At 44.1% G+C, this 4,330-nt stretch carries 5 protein-coding genes; 3 read left to right on the top strand and 2 right to left on the bottom strand.

The annotated features are described in order from the left end of the window. Positions 1–139 precede the first annotated feature (139 nt). Positions 140–595, bottom strand: coding sequence for an SRPBCC family protein (locus ACR65H_RS18450; protein ID WP_440502410.1), 456 nt, complete (start codon positions 593–595; stop codon positions 140–142). Between the two features lie 18 nt (positions 596–613). Beyond that, positions 614–2,290: an FAD-binding protein gene (locus ACR65H_RS18445; protein ID WP_440502409.1), complete on the bottom strand. Its 1,677-nt coding sequence runs from the start codon at positions 2,288–2,290 to the stop codon at positions 614–616. A 220-nt stretch (positions 2,291–2,510) separates the two neighbouring features. Between ACR65H_RS18445 and ACR65H_RS18440 the strand changes: the two genes are divergently transcribed. The 3 genes from ACR65H_RS18440 to ACR65H_RS18430 all read left to right on the top strand — a co-directional run bounded on the left by ACR65H_RS18440 (position 2,511) and on the right by ACR65H_RS18430 (position 4,245). After that, the gene (locus ACR65H_RS18440) at positions 2,511–3,104 is read left to right on the top strand and encodes a TetR/AcrR family transcriptional regulator (RefSeq protein WP_440502408.1); all 594 of its coding nucleotides are present in this window, start codon (positions 2,511–2,513) and stop codon (positions 3,102–3,104) included. 70 nt (positions 3,105–3,174) lie between these two features. Beyond that, positions 3,175–3,753, top strand: a complete 579-nt coding sequence (locus ACR65H_RS18435) for a DUF3267 domain-containing protein (RefSeq protein WP_440502407.1) — start codon at positions 3,175–3,177, stop codon at positions 3,751–3,753. Positions 3,754–3,804: 51 nt separating this feature from the next. Further along, positions 3,805–4,245, top strand: a complete 441-nt coding sequence (locus ACR65H_RS18430) for a cell wall hydrolase (RefSeq protein WP_440502406.1) — start codon at positions 3,805–3,807, stop codon at positions 4,243–4,245. Positions 4,246–4,330: the final 85 nt, after the last annotated feature.

Below are 4,330 nucleotides of genomic sequence, written 5' to 3'. Positions count from 1 at the left end.
GAAATTCCTGCCCATTGCCACTTGCCTTAAAAAAGAGTGTAGACAAAGTCCAAAAACGACTTTGTCTACACTCTGAACAATCATAATCACCCCCGCCCAAGGGGTGATTACGATTGTTCATGATCGACTATTTACGCAGTTACACTCTTTTCAATTCAATACTCGTAATTTCCTCTGCAATCGCCTTCGTCAGATCCTGTGCTGTTTTCGGGACGAATGATTTTAAAATGGCATTCACCATTGGTCCCATCACCCCTTTTGCAGTAATGTCCAAATTCCCGTGCATGACCGTTTTGGAATCCGAAATTGCCTCTGCCTTAAAATACCCATTGCCCGCAAAGTTTTCATTCAACCCGGTCAAATCGAATGTGACCAAAGATGGTTCTGTCCACTCCGTAATATCAATTTGCAGCTTGACCGTCTTTTGCATAATGCCGATATCACCTTTAAACGTCCACGTCGACTGCTTATCATTTATAATTTCATGCTCGATATATCCAGGGACGAGCGGTGCCCATCTGTCCATATCTTTGACGAAATCCCACACCTTCTCAATAGGGAGATCCAATTCTGTCGTATGTGTTCCACTAGGCATTTCATAGTCCTCCTTTTATTATGATAGAACAATTTCCACGTCGCTTATTTTACGCGACGGCACGTTGCCAATATGCATACCTGCCAAATAGCCGAAAGTCATTGCAGGTCCGATCGTTCCCCCTGCGCCAGGATATGCGCCGCCTAACACGCCCATCGCCGCGTTGCCTGCCGCATATAGCCCTTCAATCACCTTCCCTCGCAAACTGATCACTTGTCCATGTTCATTAATGCGTGGCCCGCCATTCGTTCCTAATGCACCAGCATAGACCGGCAATGCGTAAAATGGCCCTTTTTCAATTGGTCCGATTATCGCTTCACGGCCCCGGAAGCCATTTGCAAAATTCTCGAAGTGCAATGTACCGCGGTTGAAATCGGGATCTTCGTGATTAGCAGCGTGCTCATTAAAGCGATCGACCGTCGCTTCAAGCTGATTCGGATCGATTCCGATTTTATCCGCAAGCTCTCGAATGCTTTCCGCTTGTGGAACCCAATCCGGTGCCTTTTCGCCAGGCGCCATCGTCACGATTAACGCACGATCCTTTAATTGCTGGTCAAAAATGAGCCATACATTCGATTCATTCGGCAATGACTGCGAGTTTTGATCGTACGTGTAAAACGATTTAGGCAAGTCCATGTATGTGGAGCCTTCGTTGACGAAGCGTTTCCCATGTTTATTGACAATGATTGAATTTGCCGCTGTACGTGCTTGCGTGTCGATTTGGTGATACACTTTCCCTTCATACTCAATCGTCGGGTCAACAAAAGCCGGAGACCACCAAGCTTCGCCCATGTTTGCAAGAGCTGCCCCTGCTTCCATCGCCATAATCAACCCGTCGCCTTCGTTATAGGAAGGGGATTGTGGATGTGTAATCGCCCCTTTTAAAAATGACCGGACAAGCTCCTTGTTCCATTCGAATCCACCGGAAGCAATCATGACACCTTTTCGAGCACCGATGAAAAAGTCTGTTCCATCCTCTTGTTCAGCGCGAACGCCGATGACGGCTCCTTCCTCATTCATGACGAGTTCCTTTCCAGGAGTGCAAGTCAATGTAACGATGCCGCGGTCCAGCACAGCCTTGAAAAGACTGCCTGCCAACGCTCTTCCCATCGTCGTAATATTGTTTTCCATTCGTTCTGCGACGAGCGAGAAGTCAATATCCCCAGGGTCAACTGCGCCGCCTTCTTCCAACGTCAAAGGTGGGAAGATCGGGTTTCTTCTTATTTTCTCTGACCATTCCCCTAAATCATTCAAAGGAAACGGCAGCGGATCAAGTGAACGGCCTTCATTTTTGCCCCCTGGCAAATCTGCATAATAGTCTCCATACCCTTTAGGGACCGCAAATTTGACAGGCGTATGCTCATGGAGGTAATCGATCATCTTCGCTCCATTTTCAATATACACATCAATCAATTCAGGATCCGGCTCTTTGCCGTGCGTCAGCTTTGTAATATACTTTTTCGCTTCTTCATGCGAATCTTCCATACCGAGCTCTTTCATATAGCGGTTATTCGGAATCCACGGAATCCCGCCCGAAAAAGCTGTTGTCCCGCCAATTTGATCTGATTTTTCCAAGATGACAACTTCCGCCCCTTGATCATGGGCGAGTATCGCTGTCGTTAAAGCGGCACCCCCGCTGCCTAACACAACTACATCTGTTTCAACATCCCATTTCACATCGTTTTTCATTATCATTCCCATAACCCCCTTATCATTTAAGAAAGCGTTTTCATATAAAGCCACTCAATAAAGTGATTAATTTCAACATCCCCTTTATTGACAGGGGGTTGTCCTATATAATTATAGGTAAATGGAAAGTTAAAACAATAAACATTCTTCAGACAAATGATGCATTCTCATCACAAAGATGAAGAGTGTCTAAAACAGAGAGAGAAAATCGACAGGGGGAACGAAATTGTCTACAAAGCTGGATCCAAGAGTGGTCAGGACAAAGGCGATGTTTGAAGAAGCGTTGCTGGGGCTAATGGAAGAAAAGGACTATCAAAAAATCTCCGTACGAGAGATATCTGAAAGGTCCACACTGAATCGGGCGACATTCTACTTGCATTACTACGACAAAGATGAATTGCTCCAACAAATGTTAGACGAGGCATTGAATGATATAAGGCAGAGCGTACAAGTGAAAGATATTGAATTTAAGTATGATAGTGATAATCCGCATCCGATTTTCATTCGACTGTTTAATAAAATGATTGAACAGAACCGTTTTTATAAGATTATGCTCGTCCAGGAGAAAGTGCCGTACTTCACGGAGGCGGTGAGAGAAATTATTGAAACGTTGGTGGAAAGAGCGACGCAGTATATGCTGGACGATCGCATTGAATTTAAAGTGCCCGTTGAAATGTCCATCGCTTATATTACTTCAGCCTATTTGGGCGTCATTATTTGGTGGCTGAAAAATGATATGCCTTACACACCCGCGCATATGGCGAAGCAGCTGACAAGACTGTCGACGGTTGGACCATGGGCGGAAAATCCGTATTTGTGATGGAATAAAGACCCCTTCCGTAAAGGGGCTTGCGCTATACAATGAAAATATAAGAAAGGAAGGAACGGCTATGATATTGTGGTTTCGGCATTTGCCACAGCCGACTTTGGATTTATCAAAATGGAGGCCTTTCATTGAAAATGCATCGTTTCGAAAGCATTATATGAAATTTGTATACGTGTTAATGGCCGCTTTTTTTCTTGTTCCTTATTTGTCCTTCAAGGAAAGTTTTACTCATCTAACAAACTTTCCTCTACTATTAATTGTTATTTTGGTATTTGTCATACATGAAGCCCTTCATATTGTTGTCATACACAAGAAAGGCGATATAAGCTTAACGTTCAAAGGAATCTATTTTTGGCTCAATACAAATGCAGTGCTTTCGAAAAAGAGATTTTGGATCTTCATGAGCTTGCCTTTTATAGGATTAACGATCATCCCAGCAATTGCTTCGTTCTTTGTGGCTGGTGAGATTAAAGCGCTTCTTTTATTTAGCAGTTGGTTCAATTTAATAATCTCTTCCTCTGATATCGTGAATTCAGTTTTGATCTTGCTTAAGCCGAATCAATCTGAATTTTGCAGGGGGTACTACCGAGAGAAGGCAAGCATATTGAACGATGCGCCCCTGCCTAGAAAGACGTATAGTTAAAAATGACATCAAAGCAGACTCCCTGTCATACCCTATAGGTGGGGTGGTAAAATGCCAAGAGTCAAATACCGGGAATCAGACGTCGATTTAATGGCAAGGATGATGAGGGCGGAAGCCGAGGCTGAAGGAAAGCAAGGGATGTTATACGTTGGCAATGTCATTGTGAACCGTGCCGTAGCGGATTGTTTGGATTTTCGAGATGTAAGAACGATTAACGATGTCATTTTTCAAGTGCAAGGAAATAATTATTCGTTCGAAGCGGTGCAAAAGGGGAATTTATTCTACCAAAGAGCAAGAGAGACTGAAAAAAGATTAGCAAGACAGAACTTGGAAAACTGGAGACAACATCCAGCGAAATTCGCCCTTTGGTATTTCAATCCATACGCGCCTTGTCCTCCAACATGGTACGGCCAACCGTTTACCGGCCAATTCAAGAACCACTGCTTCTACGAACCAGTAGCCGGAACATGTGCAAGTGTGTATAACGGCTAGGCTCAATTCCGGTGCCCATTAGCGTTGCACGGATACCGTAAAAAGTTATTACTTTCATTTTTTACCAGTCGACTTGCTGTAAATA

The organism is Sporosarcina sp. SAFN-015, assembly GCF_059415085.1.
This window is presented reverse-complemented; position numbering and strand designations above follow the sequence as displayed.

Coding starts and splice junctions, on each gene's coding strand:
- ACR65H_RS18450 (WP_440502410.1), bottom strand. CDS start 595: ATGCCTAGTGGAACACATACGACAGAATTGGATCTCCCTATTGAGAAG.
- ACR65H_RS18445 (WP_440502409.1), bottom strand. CDS start 2,290: ATGATAATGAAAAACGATGTGAAATGGGATGTTGAAACAGATGTAGTT.
- ACR65H_RS18435 (WP_440502407.1), top strand. CDS start 3,175: ATGATATTGTGGTTTCGGCATTTGCCACAGCCGACTTTGGATTTATCA.
- ACR65H_RS18430 (WP_440502406.1), top strand. CDS start 3,805: ATGCCAAGAGTCAAATACCGGGAATCAGACGTCGATTTAATGGCAAGG.